Here is a 19,228-nt window from a genome sequence, read left to right as displayed (position 1 = left end):
AAAAACGAATTCATAAAATGTTTTTGTGCATTCTGAAAGTTCTATTTACTAAATTGTGATTATCTGATAATATCCGTAATATATTCTTTCGTTGTTATTTTCGAAAGAGCGTTATTTCTTTCGATAATAGAAAGGGGCGTAATTTTGATTGATAGATTGATTGAGAAGATTACGTTTTATACCAATTGGTAGCAATCATCCGGAAGCATCCAATGTGAAGACGAATAACGAATGGGGTGGAAGATCGTCAGCCATCCTCACGGGAAGAACGTCTCGGTCGGGCCATGATTCAATTTCTGACCTACGATCGGCAGGTTTGGGAGCCCGAATTGACGATCGAGGAGTGGGATGTCGGAGAATTCGACGAAACGGATCTTCCCGTCCGGATTGCCGACTTTACGAATCCTCTTTTTCAAACGCGGATCAAGGAAATCGTTAAGGTGCATTTGACGCAATTTCCCGGCATCGATTATTTGTTTCTGGAGTTCGAAGGTGTGAGAAGCACCGCTTTGCTAGTGATTTATGAGGACAAAGGGCTTCCCCAGCCGGAAGACGTTCATTACGATCCGGAGAGGTCCGCTCATTGCGAGCGTATAGGCCAGCAGCCGGAGATTATTTTATCGGACGAGGTACATGCGGTAAGGCAATGTCGGCGGGCGTCGTCGTACGGTTGGCAAGCATTCAGAAGATTCGCGGACCGCTATCGGTCGGAAAACCCCTGTCGCCGGACAAATCCTGCAAGGGGAATCATGGAGGGGACGATAATGCTGAAAGAGACGGCATATGAAAAATGGTTGTGGATCGAACTAATCGGCTTCGATAACGAGCTTCCCGATTTCGGAGTTGCGGCTTACCTCGACAAAATCGAGTTTACGCCCGTCGGCGTTTCGCTGCTCTTTTTTACACCTGACTTTGTTCATGTTTACGGAAGCTTGGATGAGGAGCGTATACTGCCGCCCGAAATTTGCTCGTACGCCGCGCGGCCGACCGGGAAGGAACATGACCGGCAAGTATGGACGAATGTTCAGCTTAAGCAGCTTGTCGCAGAGCTCCAGAAGCATGGGGTCGGCGTTTACTGCAGCTTTTTCAATTTGTTCCAGTACGAGCTGGACGGAGAGATTTACAAAGGCGAGTGGTGCGGCAGCCATCCCGAGCTTTACGAAATGGGCGGAAACGGCACGCCGTTTCTGATGTTGAACCCTCTTCGCCGGTACAAGGACGGCACGTTCTACGAGGACGATTTCGTTCACCGTCTGGCGGAAGCGATGAACGCTTACGGCTTCGACGGCTACCATGGCGCGGACGGTTATACAAGTCCCCGGATGTGTCTGGCATATGCGGACTATTCGGACGATATGGTGGAGCAGTTCGTCATGTCCGGCTGCACGGATCAGGACGACGAGAGGCTTGCCGCTTGTGACGGAGACGCAGAACGAATGAAGCGGCGGGCTGAATGGATTTGGGAGTCGAAGCGGCTGGAATGGATACGCTTTTATGCGGGCCGCTGGGAAACGTTCTGGCGAAAAGTCGTCGCCGCTGTGCACAAGGACGGCAAGAAGGTTGTGTTTAATACGGCTTGGACGAGGGATCCGTTCGAAGCGCTCTATCGGTATGGCGTCGATTACAGGCGAATTGCGGCTGCGGGTGTAGATGCTTTCATTGTCGAGGCCGGAGCCGCTTCCCTGTCGGCCGGGGGAGCCGACATCGAGATGGAGCCGCTCAATGAGTTCAAGGCGACGCTGATGGCGATCAAAGCGTATGTACCGGAGATGAAGCTGATCTATCTCAACACGATTCACGATACGATGGAACAATGGGATGCCATTCAGCATGCGCCTACGCTGCTGGAGCGGGATATTTACGCGCTGTCGAACGTGTTCTTGCATGACGGCGAAGGGAATGTGATCCGCTGCGCTTCCGGACTGATGGCGTGCCTTGCCGACGGCATGAGCCCGGATGAATGGAAATGGGTCCGCAACCGGTGGGACTTCGGGTTCGCTCATCAGCCGGACAGTACGGTTGGAGTAAGCCTCGTATGGTCCGACAAGGCTCTGTATGACGAGCTCGGCGAGTATAGCGAGAGCAGGGAGTTTTCCTCCCACAAATTCGCACATGAACTAATCGGCAAAGGAGCGCCGCTTCATTCGATCGTCCGGTCTGACGATCTGGGGCGGATGCATGGAGCGATTTTGGCCGCAAACGTGCATTTGCTGCCGGACGAGGAGCTCCGCCGTGTCCTGGACTACCGGAACGGGCCGGTCGTCGTGCTGGGCAGGATAAGCGGACAGCTAAGCGAGGCCGGTATTCGTATTGCCGATGAAGCGGGGCTGCAGCCGGACGATTTGTTTTGTGCGGTTCGCGATCTTCCCAATCACGGGAGTTTCAGGCTCATGGCCTTCGAAAGGGCGGAGAGCCGGGAGCAGGTTGAAATAAAGGCGGCGGACGATGCCATCTCATGGATTTACAGCTTACCGTTCCAGCCGGTTTCCGACTCGTTCCTGCGCGAATGCGCCGCGGGTATGACCGATTGCGCGGGCTCGCCCCGAATTATGACTGAGGCCGAATATGTCACCGTGGCGTCGACGGAAACTGCGGAAGGCACATGGTATCTTGTGATCGGTAATTCGAGCATGATTTACAGAAGACCGACGATCGATGTCGGCCGTACAATCGAGTCCGTCCGCGCCCGCGGGGGGTATCCATATCTTCCCGTTCGGCATAAAGGATCGAGCTTTACAGTGAAGGTACCCGGCCGGGGGATGGTTATGCTGGAGGTTCGTTTCGCTTGACTGCAAAAGGTTACCGGATTCTAAAAGTGATGCTGTTTAAAAACATGACCTAAGAGAATGGAGAACAAAACAAATGCTGAATATCGAAAGAGCGCTCGTCATTTGCGCGCATCCCGATGACGAGGTGCTTGGTCTGGGCGGCACGATCAAAAAAATGACGAATGCGGGCATCCAAGTCGATGTGCTCATGTTTGCGAACGGCAATGAGGGCTACACGACAATGGAAGACAAGGAACGCATCGTAGAGATCAGGCGCAAGGAGCGCGAGGCGGTGCAGCAAATTTTGGGCATTCGCCATTTTGAAACGTACGATTATGAGGATTACGCCATACCGGCCAACGAGGTTACATACAAGATTTGTATGAAGGCCATTCGCACGTACAAGCCGGATGCCGTCTTCACGCACTATTGGAAAGAATACAACACGCACAAGTCGGTCGCATCCATCGTCAGCGACGCGTTCTGGCAGGCGGGCTGGATCTGCTCGCTTGACCTCGGCGACCCCTGGAAAGCACAGGCGCTTTATCATTTTGAAGTGATCGAGCTGTTGCCGCATGTTTCCCACATGGTCGATATTACGGATACGTTCGAAGCCAAAATGGAAGCCATGCGAGCGTACGCCTCTCAATGCTCCGTCGTCTCTGGGGCTTTACAGCAGATCGAGGGCAAGGCGCTGATGCGGGGCGCGCAGGTCGGCTTGAAATACGGCGAAGCGTTCATCAAAAACATTAATCGGCCCGAAATCATTCGTTAAATGAAGAGGAGGAATAGGCATGGTCAACATACCGGTATCGGAATTCGGAGAAAGAATCGAGAGGCTGAGGGAGCTCATGCGTGCGGCGGACCTCGATGCATGCGTAGTTTACGGCGACGAATACAGACGGGAAAACTTGCGGTATGTCAGTAATTTTTGGCCGCTGTTCGAAAGAGGAGCGCTGATCGTTCCTCTGGCGGGAGAACCGGTGCTGCTGGCAGCCCCGGAGGGCGAAATGGTATGCCGGGAAATGACCGCTTGGCCGGATATCCGCGTTATTCCGGATTTCGCCTGTGTGACGGTTCCGGAGGAAATCGAATATCCGCAGGCTCACTTTACGACGTTCCAAAAAGTGTTCGACGAGCTCAGGCAGCGCGGTCCGCTTCGCAAGGCGGGGCTGGTAGGCGCGGACGCGATGTCGCATCAGGTATACCTAACGATCGTAAACAGCCTTGCGGATTGCGAGCTTGTCGACGCCAACTCCATGCTGCACGAGGTTCGGCTGATCAAATCGCCGCATGAAATCGCCTGCCTGAAAGAAGCGGCGCGTNTAAACAGCCTTGCGGATTGCGAGCTTGTCGACGCCAACTCCATGCTGCACGAGGTTCGGCTGATCAAATCGCCGCATGAAATCGCCTGCCTGAAAGAAGCGGCGCGTATAGCGGACAGCGCTTATCAAGCGCTGATGGATGCGGCTCAGCCGGGCAGGACCGAGCTGCAGCTTGCCGCGGCCGCACACGAAGCCGCCTACCGCGCCGGCGCGGAGACGGTGCCGTTCTGCCTTGTCTCGAGCGGGAAGCGGGTCGACACCATTATCGGCAGGGCAACGAGCAAGGCGATTGCGGACGGCGACATGATCATGGCGGCGCTGTCCGTCCAGTATGAAGGCTATATCGCGACGATCAATTTTCCGTTCGTTGCCGGCAGCCGCAGCGAGGAGCAAAGCCGCTTCATCGACTTGCTGATCGAGGCGAACGATATTGCCAAATCGATGCTGAAGCCGGGCGGGAAACAAGCCGATTTGGTTAAAGCGGTTAAAGATTATTTCCGCAGCCAGGGCGTCGACCGTTACGATTTATATCCTCCGCTGCACGGCTGCGGCGTCGCTGAAGCGGAATCGCCGTACCCGAATGAAGCCTCTACGGGTGAATTTGCGCCCGGAATGACGGTGAACACGGACATCAGCCTGTTCGGCCATCCGGAAGGCTCGAACCGCATAGAGGAGTGCTTCGTCGTTACGGAGGACGGCTATGAGCCGATGTCGGCGCTGGTTGGGCAATTGTGCAGGGAGTGGAAGGCGGAGCGCAGCGGACGGTAAGGCCTGGCATAAGTGTGGGATGGAAGGTAATAACCCAATCCATTAAGGAATTACGAAAAACGAACCGTTCTTATTAAAGCTGTCGTGTTGGACTTGATGCGCAGCACCGGGCACACGGTACTTCTGATAATATCCGTAATATATTCTTTCTATAATCGAAAGAATGTTACGTCTTTCGATTATAGAAAGTAACGTAATTTTGATTGACAGTTTGATTGAGAAGACGAATACTTGCAGACGGTTGTCATGCAGTTGAACCGAATAAAAAGTAGAGAGGAGCAAAAATGGAATGAGTACTTTGAAAATTGGTGTCATTGGCGCAGGTTCCATTTCTGAAGCGCATCTTAACGCTTATAAAGGAAACAAAGAGGTTGAAATTTTCGCAATTTGCGATCTGAACAAGGAAAGAGCGGAAGCTGCTGCTAAAAAATATGGCGCTTCTTATGTATATACAGATTACAATGAACTCCTGGCTAATCAGGAGATTGTAGCGGTCAGCATATGTACTTGGAACAATACGCATGCCCCAATCAGCAAAGCGGCTGTACAAGCGGGCAAGCATGTACTCGTAGAGAAACCACTGTGCCGCACGGTTGAGGAGGCACTTGATTTGCAGGAAGCGGTCCGCGCATCGGGCAAGATTTTGCAAGTCGGTTTTGTACGCCGCTATGATCCAAATGCGCAAATGCTGAACAAATTTATTCAAAACGGCGATGTTGGCGAAATCTATTATGCAAAGGCTTCCTCGCTTCGCCGTCTGGGCAACCCGGGCGGATGGTTCTCCGACTTCGAGCGTTCGGGCGGCGGTCCGCTGATCGATATTGGCGTACACGTTATTGACCTTTGCTGGTATATGATGGGCCGTCCGAAAGTAAAATCGGTCAGCGGCAATACATACAAAAAGCTGGGCAATCGCAACAATATCGAGAACCTGTCGTTCTACAAAGCATCGGACTACAATGCCGAGCTCAACACGGTTGAAGACATGACCAATGCGCTTATCCGTTTCGAAAACGGCGCTTCGCTGATGGTAGATGTCAGCTTCACGCTGCATGCGAAGAAGGACGAAACGATGGTTAAACTTTTCGGCACCAAGGGCGGCCTCGAAGTTGATCCGGCTGTCAGCATCGTGACTGAGAAATATAATACGATTTTGAATATTGATCCGCAAGTGGACGCTCAAAGCTTTGATTTTCCGCGCGCATTCCAGGCGGAGATAGATCATTTCGCAAACTGCATTCAAACAGGCAGCGAATCGATCAGCCCGGTTGAAGACGGCTTAGAAATAATGAAAATTTTGCGCGGCATCTATGAGTCTGCAGCTACTGGCACAGAAATTCACTTTAATTAATATAAAAAAGCGTACGCAGCGTCAAGGCGCAGCGGGAGAGGATGACATTCGGATGAAACTCGGATTAAGCTCCTACAGTTTGTCGCGCGCCATTCAGGCGGGAGAAATGACGATTCTGGAAGCTATCTCCTGGGTCAAGGACCATGGTGGCGAACATATCGAGATTGTGCCGTTCAGCTATGAGATGGATCAGAGCCTGTTTGAACAGATTCGCAACCAGGCGGAGAAGGTTGGCATTGAACTGTCCAATTATGCAATTGGCGCGAATTTTGCCGTAGATGATGATGGTGCGTACGAAAATGAAATTAGCCGCGTTATGAAAGAAGTGGAGAATGCCGCTGAGCTGGGCGTTAAACTGATGCGCCACGATGTTGCATCCCGCAGCGACATATCGATGAGCAATTTCTTGGCCGATCTGCCGAAGCTGGCAGAAGCCTGCCGCCGTATCGCGGATCATGCTGCACAATATGGCATTACGACCAGTGTTGAAAACCACGGGTACTACATTCAGGCAAGCGACCGGGTGCAAGCGCTCGTTCATGCGGTTGACCGTCCGAACTTCCGGACGACGCTGGATATCGGCAACTTCATGTGCGCAGACGAAGAGTCTGTCGCCGCAACGATAAAGAACTTGCCGATCGCTTCGATGATGCATATCAAAGACTTCTACCTGCGTCCGGCGAACGAAAACCCGGGACGGGGCTGGTTTCGAACAATGGCGGGCAACTATTTGCGCGGAGCCATTGCAGGACAAGGCGACATCAACATGCGCGGAGTGCTGCGAGCAGTGAAGGAATCCGGTTACGACGGCTTTTTGTCCATCGAGTTCGAAGGTATGGAAGATTGCCGTCTCGGTTCTGAAATCGGATTGGAGAATGTTCGCCGCATCTGGGACGAAGTATAGGCTCCGGTGCAGGAAAAGGGCAGTTGCCACAAAGGCTGGCGGCCGGTGGTCGACGGGCATTGACTATAACGATACGGAGGTTGGAGTATAATGGCGATTCCAAATAAAATTGGCGTCATCGTCGACAGCTTTAAAGTCGGTGTACGCAAAGGCTTAGTAAAAGCAAAAGAAGTAGGAGCGGACGGCGTGCAAATTTATGCCGTTAGCGGCGAGATGGACCCGGATAATTTGTCCACGGCGCAGCGGAAAGAGTTGAAAGATTACATCAGCTCGCTCGGACTGGAAATTTCGGCGCTTGTCGGTGATTTGGCTGGACACGGCTTCCAAGACAAAAACGAAAATCCGTGGAAAATTGAAAAATCGAAACGGATTCTCGATCTGGCTGTTGAACTGGGCACCAACATCGTCACAACTCATATCGGAATCGTGCCGGATGATACAAATGGCGAAGTTTACCACTCAATGCAAAAAGCGTGCGAGGAACTGAGTAACTATGCAACCAGCCTGAACGCCTATTTCGCGATTGAGACAGGGCCGGAAACATCCGCCCATCTCAAAAGCTTCCTGGATACACTGAGCACGAACGGTCTGTCCGTCAACTTTGACCCGGCCAATATGGTCATGGTTACAGGAGACGACCCGGTTCAGGGCGTTCATAACTTAAAAGATTATATCGTTCATACCCATGCCAAGGACGGGATCCGTCTGCATCAAGTGGACCCGCGTATCATTTACGGTTCGCTCGGCTTCGAGCCGCTAAGCCATGAGAAACTGGCTGAAATGGCTACAGACGGCGAGTTTTTGCGCGAAGTGCCGCTTGGTGAAGGCAAAGTTGACTGGCCGGCATATATTCAGGCGCTGCAAGATATCGGCTACAAAGGCTATTTGACGATCGAGCGCGAAGTAGGCACAAATCCGGAAGCGGATATTGCCAAAGCAGTCCAGTTCCTGAAACAATTTAAATAATCGAGTTTATGCGTAGTCTGGCCATGTTTAAAAGAGCAGCCGGTATTAAGAAGTAAGCATAAAGTGAAGCAGTAGTAAGTATTAAACAGTAAGCATTGGGGAGGGACGTCTAGTGGGTTATGATAAATTTGTGGGCCCTTGGAATGTAGAGAGCCTGCAGCAGGCTCCGTCCGTGAAATGGGGCAGTACGATCGAGCATCCCGATTGTACCCTGAGCCAGATTAATTACTCAAGCGAGCCTTACAAAGGCAAAGTTGCCGAAGTGTTCGCGTATTATGCCGTTCCAAGAAGCGTATCCGCTCCATTTCCCGCTATCGTATTGGTGCATGGGGGAGGAGGAAAGGCATTTACCGAATGGGCTGAGCAATGGGCGAAACGAGGCTATGCGGCTATTGCCATGGATTTAACCGGCAGGGACAGCGGTGGCTCCCGAATGGAAGAAGGCGGACCGGACATGACCGAAGAGAATATGTTTCGCGGTATATCCGAGGATGCTTTAACGGAGATGTGGAACTATCATGCAGTTGCTGCAGTTATTAAAGCAGTGAGCTTCCTGTCGGTTCAATCGGATATCGATTCCAAAGCGATCGGGATGATGGGCGTTTCGTGGGGAGGATACGTAACCGAAATCGTAGCGGGTCTTGATTCACGGCTTGCTTATGCGATGCCCGTGTATGCTGCCGGCTATTATCAGGAAGGATCCTGCTGGCAGAGCATTCTGCGGGGAATGGACGAGGAGAAACGCCAGTTGTGGACCACGAACTTTGACGTGAAACAATATATCGGACAGTCGATGTTCCCCATGTTGTTGGCAACGGGCACAAATGATACGGCCTTCTATCTGGATTCCTGGCAGAAAACTTGTCGGTTAGTTAAAGGGGAGCAAACCCTCCGATTGATCGCGAATTGGGAGCATTGTCATGAAACGCCGTGGGCAACCCAAGAGTTTGGCATCTATGCCGACTCGATCGTTAAGAATGCAGAGCCTCTGCTGAGGGTAACCTCTTCAGGGAGATCGGATGTTGAAGCATGGACCATTTATTACGGTTCTCGTCCGGTCCATTCGGTAAATTTGCATTATACTTCGGATAGCGGCGAGTATACTTCGCGAAGCTGGCAATCTAGTTCAGCCCGATTGGACGAGGAAAACAAGAAAGTATCGGCCCGTCCTCCCGCTGACGCGACTGCATATTTCTTTACGATCGAAGACTCAAGCGGAAATGTCATTAGTTCGGATTTAACCATTAGCTGATCTGTCAGCGCAAAGAGCAAGTAGAGCAAATCCCGACACACACCGTCGGTTTTTTACTTTTGCTAGGCACTCGAGACGTTGTGTCTGACGTGGCTGCGAAGCTCGGTTTCAACAATGCGATTCCACATTTGCGAGGGTGGTGGAAGTATTTCGTATACGGGAATGAAACAGTGTATTTTTTTGTGCAGTTTGCCTCAATGCGATATAGGAACATCATTTCAAAATGTATTTCAGCTCACTAGCATTTCATTACTGTTCTCAGAATCATCAAAATATTCGGCCTAATGGTCATTCAGACACGAAAAATCCTTTACAATGGAATGGAAGGTAGTACCTGCCCATAATCCACCGAAAAGGATCTGCCATGGGCAGGGACCCCCTATTCGGATGGCCATTCGTTTATCCCCATGGATTTCGCCTTACTCAGCTCTGCGAAATCGCAGATCAATGGCATCACAGAGGGAATTGACAAACGTACCATCGGCTATAAGCGACGCGAAGAAGCGTTACCTCCGGCTCCTCAAGTGATTGCGTCCATGATCGAGCGTGCCATTGCTGCCGGTGTCTCAGCATCTTACGCCTTAATGGACAGCTGGTTTACTCATGCGCCGCTCATTAAGGAAATAGTAGGCCGCGGGTAGCATGTCATCGGTATGATTAAGAATGATAATAAGCGATACCTCGTGAACGGAAATCGGCTGTCCCTGAAGGAATTATATCTGGCGGCCCCGCGAGTAACAGGGAAGAACGCCAACATCCTTCGCTCGATCCGGATAGAATTGGCTCAACCGATCCTGCCGGGCTGGAACGAAGTGAAGGGAATGCATGGGACAGCGGGCGCGTGGAAGGAGCATGTTTGAAGGAGCACCTTTGTAAGGGCATACCCGGTATGAAGGTCCCCTTTTAACGGCTGCTCCATTTATGTGAATCGAAATGTAAATGAGCGCCCTTCGTATTATCTATGTTTCTGACAATTCCGAATTGGTCCTCCCTTCTCAACAAAATTGCCGTTCGAAAAGAGAAGTCCGGTAATCTGTTCGTTGAATTATTTTATTTTGATGGAGACCGGTATGCCGTACGAAAAGGCTTCTGCTTCTTTAGGCAGAGGCCTTTCGCTAGTAATTTATCTCTTGCAGCTGGCCGGCACCCGCCTCAATTAAGCTGATGTTCTTCATGTTAAAGATGTCAAGAAACTGTTTATCCGGCGTTTTGTCGGTCACGATGATAGAAATGCGGCTGAAATCGGAAATTGGGAACAACACTTTAATATTGTTAAATTTGCTGTGGTCCGCGAGGATAATTGCCTCTTTAGTCGATTCGATCATCACTTTGCGAATGGCCGCTTCGTCTGCCGTCAAATCTCGCAGTCCTTCAAAAATGATCCCTTTGGGCGAAATAAATGCTTTGGACGTCTTCAAATTGCTGATGAACGTTTCTCCGAGAGGACCGTTAAACGAGTCCGTGAACGAATTGTACGAGCCGGGGATAGCATATAGGTGTATGCCTGGAGTCAGCTTCAACAAATTGATAATTGGCAGGCAATTCGTAATGACCGTAATGTTGGCGTTCGGGCTCAGCTGCGAAGCCAATATGACAGAGGTATTGCTAGAATCCAGAAATAACGTATCGCCGGGGACAATTAGTTCGGCTGCCCGTTTGGCAATCGCGGTTTTGGCCTCAAGAAGAGGCGTATTCGGTAAAATTCTTTCCTCGTGGGACGAGTTGTCGATAATAACGGCGCCGCCATGCGACCGCTCGATCCCTCCTTGTTTGGCGAGAAACTCAAGATCGCTGCGGATCGTCACTTCAGATACTTGGAAGAGTTCTTTGAGTTCTGTTATTTTGACAGTTTTTTTGGCTGAAATATACGAATATATAGCCGAACGTCTTTCATGTGTTTTCATGGTTTTCCTCCAAACTATATCAAGAAAACGAAAGAAAATCGAAAGAGATTATCTTTTTTTTATAATTATAGCATAAGTAAATTAAAAACAACACGTCTGTTGAATCACTAAATGGTAGAAAAAGAGCCGCTGACTGTCGGTAAAACCCGTTTGCCATGGGCTCCTTATCATGGCAGTAACGAGAAAGTATCAAACTGCATGTGGCTCTTCGGGCCTAGACGGAGCAACGCTACTAGTCGTAGAATCCGTTGGTTCCCGACACGATAATGCATTTCGATGTAAGGGGGCATTTTTTTAAAAATTAATACATCTTGGTATTGCAACCAATTTACAATTTCATGTGTTTTTGTCCGACGACACAAACAAAGGTGCTTTGAGTTCCCCGTAAATTAGGTTTTTTCTGTGACAGTCTTATTTGCCGCATGAACTTTAGAGCACCTCGAAAGAATCTTGATTTAAGTTAATGATGTGAAAAAGGCAATAGGATGCCCGGGATTCGTTTTTCCGAAGCCATGTATATGAATATATCCGTACGCCAGTAGACTCCCGTACACTCCATAGCAATGTGGGTAACATCCTTGGACTCGAGCCATGTCAGTAATTCAAATAAGTCCCGAGTCATCGTCGGGTACTTCCGAATTTCGATCTAAGGTGCTTCATTCGTTTCTCATGTCATTACACAAACAACGATGTTTTCTTGATGGACATCCATGCCGGCACAACGGGGAATTGAAAATCTTGTCACTAACTTCATTCAAGATAATCTAGAACGAATCATGAAAGCCGAAATACAAAGCTTCTTGGATAGCGACGATTCATCACAGTCCAACAGCCGGAATGGTTATTACAAACGCTCCCTACACACCAAGTTCGGCCTCATCGAGGACCTTCAGGTTCCACGGGATCGTAGCGGCGAGTCTCAAACCCAAATGTATCAACCTTACCAGCGACGTGACGGTTGGTTGGAAGATGCGGTCATCCCAAACAATTTTACACCGTCAACATCTTGGGCATTTCTCCAGCAATAGCTGGGACTATTATGTTAGTAGTTAGGATTATTGATGCTTTATTTGATATTTGGTTGGGGGCCATGATTGATTAAGTAAAAACAAGATGAGGGAAGTTTAGACCACTTTACAGTATTGTATCTATACCTCTTGCTTCCGTATGACGTTTGTCGTGACGAATTCGGACTTTGGCTCCCGTACGATTCCGGAGAGCAATATCCTGCTCCGCTGTATACCGAAGCTTCCTTTCGGGCCGCTTTCCTGGACCCGAGAAAACCTCCGATTATCGCCATCAACACTACGGCGTTAAGTATGAAATGAAATGTTTTCTCTCAAATTCTTCTGTTTTCTTGGTACAATATAGTCATACATCGTAACTACTTAGGTCTACCTTCTCAAATTTGAGTATTAATTTGTCGGTCGAAAGGTAAGTGGGAAATTGTGGATAACACATTGTTCATCACTTACTCGTAGAGGCTGAATTTCATGAAATTTACAGAAGAAGAAGTCCTTACTATCAGCATAGGCGATCGTGAAATTGCTAAACGAACGTTGGAAGTGTTGTTGCGAGGACACCAAGTCATTACCGCTATGCTTGATCGGGCGATTGCCGCAGGACTATCCGCCTCTTACATATTAATGGATAGTTGGTTCACGCTATGACCGCACGCTTGGCTGCTTGTTTTATGATCTATGTGATGAAGTGAGTTCACTAGACTTGGCGATGCGTTACAACAAATGATTAAGTTAATCTATGCAATCGCCACAAAAGCAGGCAAGAAACTTGCCAAGCTAATTGAAAGTCAACTCCAGCTTTTGATTGCCGGTTTACCCAAGTACATCACAATATTCATTGGAGTGATAGTAATGAGGATCCGTTCTTTCGGTTATTTCCCTAAAACCTCAGATAAATCAGCCAAGCCAGAGGGCGGGGGCATCCATCCGTACTATGAGCTGCTGTATGTGTCCCGAGGGACGTTCAGTCTGGAGTGGCTAGGCGAACTGTATGTCTGTACGGGGCCCTCCGTATTCCTACTAACGCCGAACAGCCCACATCGTCTGGAGGTGTCATGCGGAATGATCGAATATTTCTATATGGAACTAGAGTTGGATAATACGAATACGTATCCTTCCCTACCACAGATCATTCAATGGAATTCGATGCAGGGCAGTGTGGACCACTCTTCCGGCTTGACTGCGCTTCTTTTCAGAAGCCTTGATTTACTGCGAGACACAGCCATCGAATTGGAGGAAATCCAGCACGGGCTTTTTGAAGAGATTACGGTGTTAGAGACAACCAAGATCCTATACCTTATTCAGGAGATCCTTGATCATGGCGCCAAGCGATTGAGCAGTCATCATAAAGAGGGACATGAGCCTTTAGTAGAGTCCCTACTGAAGTATTTGGAGACCAACTACAAAGAGAACATCACCTTGCAATCGCTATCTCTACTAGTCCATTTGAGCGAATCCTATTTGATCCGCATTTTCAAGTTGCACACAGGAATAACTCCGTTTCAATACCTAGAGAATCTGCGTATGGAGGCGGCAGTCAGTTACCTGCTGAATACCTCTTTCACAATTCAGAAAATTAGCCAATTAACTGGGTACAACAGCATTCACTATTTCAGTCGGCATTTTAAACAGAGATACAGCGTAAGCCCATCTCAGTGGCGGAACGAGCAAAGTGTTCGTTAAAAAATGAAGATTGTGTTTTCTCGTTTTCTCTTGAATGGATAGACTTCTGCAAGTTGCATATCTATATATAGTCAATGTTTCTAAATCATTATATTAATTAGTTACTGGAAGCGCCTCGATCCCTCGTGTTAAATACCATTCCACTGTTCATGGAAAATAGTTCTCCCGGTCACACCCATTGGTAATTCTTGACCTGGGTGACGATAAAGCACAGATCCTCTTTCTCGGGAAGTATACCGAATCCTATACACTTAGTGCTGTAAGCACGTCATTTCCGTCTGTCAGTTCAAGTGTGGAACAGTTCACTTGACCCTGCCATAAACATCAATTCACACGTTTAACCTTCATTCTTATTGTGCTTATGTCAGAAACGGACCTTCTCCCGGAGAGGCAGTGTAGCTCCCTCCATGCAGAAAAACTAAAAGGAGCCTTTAAGTAACATTATCGATTAATACCTTTGTCAATATATTGCAAATGGTTGGTTGTTTATAAAGTGAACTATGTTGTAGTATTTTTCGTATTATGCGATATAGTACAAAGACAAATTGGGTGGATCTTTATAAAATATATAGGTATAGCAAACGCTTTCGAATAATGCAGCGATAGTAACAGTTGGCTCTGGCAATTATACACTCGAGTATGACCTTGAAAAAGTAGCTGAATATACTCTTGGAAGTTAGCGAACATAATGTAACATTTTATGAGGAGAGATGGAAAATGGCCGATACGGTTAGAGACGAACTTTCGAAATATGCACGGAAAATCGTTGCCAAGGGACTCGTGGTAGGGCCAGGGGGAAACATCAGCGCCCGCTCGGGCGACACGATGTACATATCCCCAAGCGGTTTCGATCTGGCGGAAATCGATCTTAAGCAATGGTGCGCTGTTGATATCCCCAGCGGACAGGTAGAAGATGGCGCGCTGCGTCCTTCGTCGGAAGTTTTGATGCATCTAGATATCTATCGCACCAGGCTCGACATTCAGGCTGTCGTACACACTCACCCTGCCTATTGCATTGCGTTGGGTCTCATTTCCAAGGACCTGCCGATGATGTTTCCGGATCAGGCTGCACTTTTAGGGGAAATCCGATTTGTTGATTATGTATTACCTACGACACAACAATTGGCAGATTCCGTCGCAGCTGAAATCCAGCATGCTGATACGTTACTTCTAGGAAATCATGGCCTCGTGACCGCGGGCAAAAATCTACGCGAGGCCTATTACCGCACTGAAGTAGCAGAGGAAAGCGCAAAAGTATATTTACTGGCCAGCGCTGCGGGCAAGCCCAAATTGTTGACGAAACAAGAGATTGCGGAAATCCGCGGATTAGGTAGTGAAGCTTATCGAATTGCTTTGCTACAACAACAATCCTAAAAGGATATGAGACAATGTCGATACATGTATTGAGACTACTTGCCTTTGATTTCGGTGCGGGAAGCGGCAGAGCGATTGCTGGGGAGTTTGATGGAAATAGGATCCGATTGAAAGAAATCCATCGGTTCGCCAATGAACCGGTTTCTCTGCAGGGCCGTTTGAATTGGGATTTCTTGAGGTTATTTGCAGAGCTGCAGAAGGGGCTGTTGGCTTTTAAAAAACACTACGGCACGGAACCGGATTCCATAGGTGTCGATACTTGGGGGGTCGACTTCGGGATTATCGACGGAAACGGCATCTTGTTAGAGAACCCATACCACTATCGGGATTCACGTACTACAGCCGTGTTCAATGCGGTTATGAATGAGTTTTCCAGGAATGAGTTGTACCAGTCATCCGGCATACAACCCGCTCAAATTAATACGATGTTTCAGCTGCTTGCATGGAACAAAATCCGCTCCTACACGCTTCCAAATAATTCGAAGCTGCTCTTTATCCCGGACCTGTTCCATTATTATCTAACCGGCGTCCAATCGGCGGAATATTCTATTGCCAGTACTAGCGGATTGATTGAGCCTAACAGAAAAGAATGGAACCATGCACTCATGTCCAGATTATCTACTGACAGCTCGTTGTTTGCCCCAGTGATTATGCCTGGCACACGTATCGGGGCCTTGCAAACAGGAGTCCGAAACGAACTGCAGGTCGGCCCCATTCCAGTGACCGCTGTCGCCTGCCACGATACTGCTTCGGCGGTTGTCGCGGTTCCTGCCCACGGTAATTGCGTATTCATCAGCTGCGGCACTTGGTCAATTATGGGAGTGGAAACGAATCGGCCGATCATTACTGAACGGAGCGAAGCTTTGGGATTTAGTAATGAGGGAGGCGCCGGGGGGAAAATCAGATTGCTAAAAAATCTGATGGGGTTGTGGCTGCTTCAGGAATGCAGGAGGCAATGGGAGCTGGAGGGCAAATCATTCACTTGGCCGCAGCTGCAGGCGATGGCGGAACAAGTTACGGGAAACGAATGCTATATCGACCCGACAGATAGCCGTTTTCTTGCGCCGGGAGATATGCCAGAACGCATCCGCATTTACTGTAGACTGACCGGGCAGCGCATTCCTGGGACACATGCAGAAATCGTTCGTTGTATCCTCGAAAGCCTCGCTCTTGCTTACAAGCAGGTGCTTTTGGAATTAACAGAGCTAACGGGCTGGGAATTCTCACAGATTCATATGATAGGAGGCGGTATCCAGAATTCGCTGCTGTGTCGCTTGTCAGCAGACGCTACCGAGACCCAAATTGTGGCTGGTCCTATTGAAGCGACGGCTATCGGCAATTTGCTGATGCAAGCCGAAGGCATCAGGGCGCTGGAAGGCCTTTCGGAGATTCGGAATGTCGTACGCCTCTCGTTTCAGCCTGTTGTGTACGACCCGGGTTCCTCCCAGCTTTGGAAAACTAAATATAAGGAGTTCACCATGGTGGTGAATTCCGCATTTAATAACCGTTGAATATCCGGGTTTTAACCTGAAGACAGTTTATCAAGAGGATGAAGCCATAGTATAGTTCATTTGTACGATTCGGCGGAAAATATAGCGAGCATTATCGTGAGGTTTTTAGAAAAAAAGTGGAGAATGCTTCACGCATTTTTCAAATAAACGGAGGAATGTCTCTTGGCTAAATACTCAGTGATTTTATCTAATGTTGGGTCCTGTGCGGACCGATATGTACCACAAGGATACGATGATCCGTTCGAACTCTCGGAGTTGTTTGCAAGGGCTTCCTATATTCCCCAAGTGTCCGGAGTCGAGTTGGTCGGAACATGGCATGTGCAGGATAATAAGGTGAAGGAGCTGAAAAAATATCTGGATGAGTATCAGCTTCAGTTATCCTCCATCATCCCGGACCACTTTGGTCAAGCCAAATGGAAGTATGGCAGCTTCGCCTCTCGCGATCCGCATATTCGCCGCCAAGCCGTGGAACATGCCAAGGCGATGATGGATGTGGCCGCTGAACTGGGTGGGAACCTGATTAGCTTATGGCCAGGCCAGGATGGGTATGATTATGTCTTCCAAAACGATTATATCCAGGAACGAAATTATATTGAGGAGGGCATCCGCGAAGTATGCAATTACCGGAAAGACATCAAGGTAGGGCTGGAATATAAAATCAAGGAGCCCCGCACGCACAGCTACATCAGCACAGCGGCCATCACACTGCTGCTTATTCAGGAGATTGGGGCAGGTAACTGCGGAGTAACGATTGATTTTGGACATGCAATGAACGCTTATGAAAATCCTGCGGAGACGGTGGCTCTGCTGAAAAAGTATGGCGACAAGCTTTTCCATGTCCATATGAATGACAACTATCGGCATTGGGATGACGATATGATGGTCGGAAGCGTACACACTGTTGAAACACTGGAATTCTTTTACTGGTTAAAGCGTACGGGCTATAACGGATGGCTTTCGATCGACCAGTATCCTTATCGTGAAGATAGCCTGGAAGCTGTGCAGGAAGGCGTTAATGCTATGGAGGATTTTGTGGAATTGGTTGATCGTTTGCCTGCTGATGAAGTAGAGGCTCTGATCCAAAGCGGCAATACGGTTCAGACGAGAGCATTCTTACGGAAGCTGCTGCTTTCTTAAGCGCCGTTTGTGAGGAAAATGGGCAAAGGAGTTAAGTCACATGCAATGACTTAACTCCATTATTTGCCGAGCCAATGGAGTGCCGTAACCGTCTGGCGGTCGATCTTCGGCAGCGTGCGCAAGCCAAGGAACACGGCGACGATGCCGATCGGCTTCGTGATAAGCTGGTATCGCTCGAAGAACCGGATCTGGTTAAGCTAAGCAGCTGCCTGTTCCGGTTCAAATCGATCGTAGCTAAGATGAAAATAATAATAGCCGAGCGTTCCCGAGAAACGGCGACTGCTTCTTGCAGGCAGAGGCCGTTTTTTTTGCGTTCAGGCGAAAGATTGGCCAATAAAAAAAGCACCTTCTACAGCAGCACAGGTTGACCCCTCAATGGGTGTAACCGATATTGCTATATAAAATGCCGATAATGAATCTTGCGGCTTGAATGATCGTCTTCGCGCAAGTTGCTACGATTCCTGCAATTGGGCGGAATCCGTTGTGATCAAGCCGATTTGTTTTTTATTAAAAATGTCGAAAAACTGTTTTTCCGGTGTTCGGTCCGTAACGACTGCTGAAATACGGCCAAAATCGGAGATCTGGAACAATACCTCAAAATTGTTGAACTTGCTATGATCGGCGAGGATGATCGCTTCTTTCGTCGATTCGATCATGACTTTGCGAATGGCGGCTTCGTCCGCCGTAAGGTCCCGCAGCCCTTCGACAAGAATGCCTTTGGGCGAAATAAAAGCTTTTGACGTTTTCAACTGGCTGATGAACGTTTCCCCAAGCGGTCCGTTAAACGAGTTTGTGAGCGGATTATATAAACCCGGGATGGCATACAGCCTGATGCCCGGAGCGAGCTTCAGCAAATTGATAATCTGCAGCGAATTCGTAATGACCGAAATGTTCGAATCCGGGCCAAGCTGGGAAGCCAATACGACCGAGGTTGCGCTCGAATCCAGAAATAACGTGTCGCCGGGAACGATTAGTTCGGCGGCTTTTTTGGCAATCGCGATTTTGGCGTCAAGCAGCGGCGTATGCGGCAAAATGCCTTCTACCGGAGTCGAGTTGTCGATAAAAGTGGCGCCTCCGTGTGACCGTTCGACTCTGCCTTTGCTGACCAGAAAATCAAGGTCGCTGCGGATCGTGACTTCGGAAACATGAAAAACTTCTTTCAATTCCGATATTTTGACGTTTTTTTTGACGGAAATATACTGGAAAATCTCCTGTCGTCTCAGGAATGTCTTCATTCAAATCCCCCATTGATATGGAATAAGC

Annotated in this window: 16 protein-coding genes and 2 pseudogenes; 16 read left to right on the top strand and 2 right to left on the bottom strand. The window is 48.9% G+C overall.

The window, feature by feature from the left end; all coding sequences use genetic code 11:
• The first annotated feature begins 236 nt into the window (after positions 1-236).
• The 8 genes and pseudogenes from AC0LWM_RS24020 to AC0LWM_RS23985 all read left to right on the top strand — a co-directional run.
• Entirely contained in the window at positions 237-2,789 is a 2,553-nt protein-coding gene (locus tag AC0LWM_RS24020) for an alpha-amylase family protein (RefSeq protein ID WP_474677540.1), read from the top strand.
• Between the two features lie 73 nt (positions 2,790-2,862).
• The gene (locus tag AC0LWM_RS24015; RefSeq protein WP_474677539.1) at positions 2,863-3,543 is read left to right on the top strand and encodes a PIG-L deacetylase family protein; all 681 of its coding nucleotides are present in this window, start codon (positions 2,863-2,865) and stop codon (positions 3,541-3,543) included.
• A 19-nt stretch (positions 3,544-3,562) separates the two neighbouring features.
• Positions 3,563-4,861 (top strand): M24 family metallopeptidase, encoded by a 1,299-nt coding sequence (locus AC0LWM_RS24010; protein ID WP_474677538.1) that lies wholly within the window; start codon positions 3,563-3,565, stop codon positions 4,859-4,861.
• 289 nt (positions 4,862-5,150) lie between these two features.
• The gene (locus AC0LWM_RS24005) at positions 5,151-6,212 is read left to right on the top strand and encodes a Gfo/Idh/MocA family protein (RefSeq protein ID WP_474677537.1); all 1,062 of its coding nucleotides are present in this window, start codon (positions 5,151-5,153) and stop codon (positions 6,210-6,212) included.
• Between the two features lie 52 nt (positions 6,213-6,264).
• Entirely contained in the window at positions 6,265-7,116 is an 852-nt protein-coding gene (locus AC0LWM_RS24000) for a sugar phosphate isomerase/epimerase family protein (RefSeq protein ID WP_474677536.1), read from the top strand.
• Between the two features lie 90 nt (positions 7,117-7,206).
• Complete coding sequence (locus tag AC0LWM_RS23995; protein WP_474677535.1) at positions 7,207-8,082, top strand: sugar phosphate isomerase/epimerase family protein; 876 nt, start codon at positions 7,207-7,209, stop codon at positions 8,080-8,082.
• Between the two features lie 112 nt (positions 8,083-8,194).
• A complete protein-coding gene (locus AC0LWM_RS23990) occupies positions 8,195-9,334 on the top strand; it encodes an alpha/beta hydrolase family protein (RefSeq protein ID WP_474677534.1) in 1,140 nt (379 codons plus the stop codon).
• 380 nt (positions 9,335-9,714) lie between these two features.
• Positions 9,715-10,128, top strand: a pseudogene (locus AC0LWM_RS23985) (IS4 family transposase); the annotation flags it as partial.
• A 321-nt stretch (positions 10,129-10,449) separates the two neighbouring features.
• On the opposite strand, the gene AC0LWM_RS23980 reads toward AC0LWM_RS23985, so the two are convergent.
• Positions 10,450-11,238, bottom strand: a complete 789-nt coding sequence (locus AC0LWM_RS23980) for a DeoR/GlpR family DNA-binding transcription regulator (protein WP_474677533.1) — start codon at positions 11,236-11,238, stop codon at positions 10,450-10,452.
• Between the two features lie 710 nt (positions 11,239-11,948).
• On the opposite strand from AC0LWM_RS23980, the pseudogene AC0LWM_RS23975 reads away from it, so the two are divergent.
• From AC0LWM_RS23975 to AC0LWM_RS23940, 8 genes and pseudogenes are all read left to right on the top strand, one after another.
• A pseudogene (locus tag AC0LWM_RS23975) lies at positions 11,949-12,218 on the top strand (transposase); the annotation flags it as partial.
• Positions 12,197-12,340 (top strand): MFS transporter, encoded by a 144-nt coding sequence (locus AC0LWM_RS23970; protein WP_474677532.1) that lies wholly within the window; start codon positions 12,197-12,199, stop codon positions 12,338-12,340. The pseudogene AC0LWM_RS23975 and the gene AC0LWM_RS23970, both read left to right, overlap by 22 nt.
• A 391-nt stretch (positions 12,341-12,731) precedes the next feature.
• A complete protein-coding gene (locus AC0LWM_RS23965; protein WP_474677636.1) occupies positions 12,732-12,908 on the top strand; it encodes a hypothetical protein in 177 nt (58 codons plus the stop codon).
• A gap of 75 nt (positions 12,909-12,983) precedes the next feature.
• Complete coding sequence (locus AC0LWM_RS23960) at positions 12,984-13,943, top strand: helix-turn-helix transcriptional regulator (protein WP_474677531.1); 960 nt, start codon at positions 12,984-12,986, stop codon at positions 13,941-13,943.
• Positions 13,944-14,660: 717 nt separating this feature from the next.
• Positions 14,661-15,317 (top strand): class II aldolase/adducin family protein, encoded by a 657-nt coding sequence (locus AC0LWM_RS23955; protein WP_474677530.1) that lies wholly within the window; start codon positions 14,661-14,663, stop codon positions 15,315-15,317.
• A 14-nt stretch (positions 15,318-15,331) separates the two neighbouring features.
• Positions 15,332-16,828 (top strand): rhamnulokinase, encoded by a 1,497-nt coding sequence (locus AC0LWM_RS23950; RefSeq protein ID WP_474677529.1) that lies wholly within the window; start codon positions 15,332-15,334, stop codon positions 16,826-16,828.
• A 162-nt stretch (positions 16,829-16,990) separates the two neighbouring features.
• Positions 16,991-17,965, top strand: a complete 975-nt coding sequence (locus AC0LWM_RS23945) for a TIM barrel protein (protein WP_474677528.1) — start codon at positions 16,991-16,993, stop codon at positions 17,963-17,965.
• Between the two features lie 74 nt (positions 17,966-18,039).
• Entirely contained in the window at positions 18,040-18,333 is a 294-nt protein-coding gene (locus AC0LWM_RS23940) for a hypothetical protein (protein WP_474677527.1), read from the top strand.
• 84 nt (positions 18,334-18,417) lie between these two features.
• On the opposite strand, the gene AC0LWM_RS23935 is transcribed toward AC0LWM_RS23940, so the two are convergent.
• Complete coding sequence (locus AC0LWM_RS23935) at positions 18,418-19,200, bottom strand: DeoR/GlpR family DNA-binding transcription regulator (protein ID WP_474677526.1); 783 nt, start codon at positions 19,198-19,200, stop codon at positions 18,418-18,420.
• Positions 19,201-19,228: the final 28 nt, after the last annotated feature.

It is taken from the genome of Paenibacillus sp. sgz302148 (assembly GCF_056120465.1).
This window is presented reverse-complemented; position numbering and strand designations above follow the sequence as displayed.